Genomic DNA, 1,641 nt, shown 5'->3' with positions numbered 1-1,641 from the left:
GGCGGCCGAGCGCCTGCAGGGGCAGGTGCTGCGCACCCCCTGCGTCGAATCGCGCACGCTCTCGCAGATCGTGGGCGCGCAGGTGTTCCTGAAGTTCGAGAACCTGCAGTTCACCGCCTCGTTCAAGGAGCGCGGCGCCTGCAACCGGCTGGCGCTGCTGGACGCCGAGGAGCGCACGCGCGGCGTGGTCACCATGAGCGCCGGCAACCACGCCCAGGGTGTGGCCTACCACGCCCAGCGTCTGGGCCTGCGCGCGGTCATCGTCATGCCGCGCTTCACGCCCGGCGTGAAGGTCGAGCGCACGCGCGGCTTCGGCGCCGAGATCGTGCTGCACGGCGACACGCTGGAGGAAGCGCGCGCCCACGCCTACGAGCTGGCCGAGGCGCAACGGCTCACTTTCGTGCATCCCTACGACGACGTGGCCGTCGCCGCCGGGCAGGGCACGGTGGCGCTGGAGATGCTGGCCGAGCAACCGGAACTCGACGCCCTGGTGGTCTCGGTGGGCGGCGGCGGGCTGCTCGCCGGCATGGCTCTCGCGGCGCGCAGCATCAAGCCGCAGCTGGAGATCGTCGGCGTGCAGGCGGCGCGCTTTCCCGCCATGGTCAACGCCATCCAGGGCACGCAGCACCCGCAAGGTACCTCGACCATCGCCGAGGGCATCGCCGTCGGCCAGCCCGGCGCCCTCACGCGCGCCGTCATCTCCGAGCAGGTGGACGATCTCCTACTGGTCGAGGAGGGCGACATCGAGCAGGCGGTGCTGATGCTGCTGGAGATCGAAAAGACCCTGGTCGAGGGCGCGGGCGCGGCCGGGCTGGCGGCGCTGATCCGCCATGGCGCGCGCTTTGCCGGCAAGAAGGTCGGCCTGGTGCTGTCGGGCGGCAACATCGACCCGCTGCTGCTGGCGGCGATCATCGAGCGCGGCATGGTGCGCTCGGGCCGGCTGGCGCGCGTGCGGGTCAGCGCGCGCGACGTGCCCGGGATGCTGGCGCGCATCACGGCGATCGTCGCCGAGGCCGGCGCCAACGTCGAGGAGGTACACCACCAGCGCGCCTTCACCATGCTGGCAGCGCAGAACGTGGAGATCGAGCTGGTGCTGCAGACGCGCGGGCCCGAACACATCGAGCAGGTGCTGGCCGAGCTGCGCCGCGCGCAGATGCAGGCCGAGCTGCACTGAACGCGGCGCTTGGGTACACTGGCGGGCATCCAGAACGAAGGGGCGCGCCCGGCGCAGCCCGGCCCCACAGACCGAGGAGACCCGCCATGAACCAGGAACCGCAGCCCGCCACCGGCCCCGCCGAAGACCTGCAGCACCCCATCGACGCGGTCGAGTCCGTGGTGCCCTACATTCCCCTGGTCGTCCCCGCGGTCGGCGCGGCGATGATCTTTCTGCTGGCCTTCATCGCCGTGTACATGGCCTGAAAGGCCTCGGGCGGCGTGCCCGACGACCCGGCTGCTGACAAGGCCCCGCGATGCGGGGCTTTTTTGTGCCTTGGTCCGCCATCGCTCCAGGACCTGCAATCTATGCATATTCCAATGCACACAATGCATAGTTTTGCCCCCTGTCCGACAGACAGGGACCGGCCGGCTTCCTAGAATCGCAGGTCCAGCCGCCCAGCACCCGGCCGCCGGCCCGATCGGCGG

At 70.8% G+C, this 1,641-nt stretch carries 2 protein-coding genes; both read left to right on the top strand.

Annotated features, from left to right (window positions below; translation table 11 throughout):
- Nucleotides 1–1,174 (top strand): threonine ammonia-lyase (locus A612_RS01425; RefSeq protein ID WP_019372834.1); only part of this gene is annotated, 1,174 nt, incomplete at its 5' end.
- An 86-nt stretch (nt 1,175–1,260) separates the two neighbouring features.
- On the top strand, nt 1,261–1,419 hold the full coding sequence (locus A612_RS17230) for a hypothetical protein (protein WP_019372833.1): 159 nt from the start codon (nt 1,261–1,263) through the stop codon (nt 1,417–1,419).
- The last annotated feature ends 222 nt before the right edge of the window (nt 1,420–1,641 follow it).

The organism is Melaminivora alkalimesophila (genome assembly GCF_000282995.1).
GTDB classification, from domain to species: domain Bacteria; phylum Pseudomonadota; class Gammaproteobacteria; order Burkholderiales; family Burkholderiaceae_C; genus Melaminivora; species Melaminivora alkalimesophila.
This window is presented reverse-complemented; position numbering and strand designations above follow the sequence as displayed.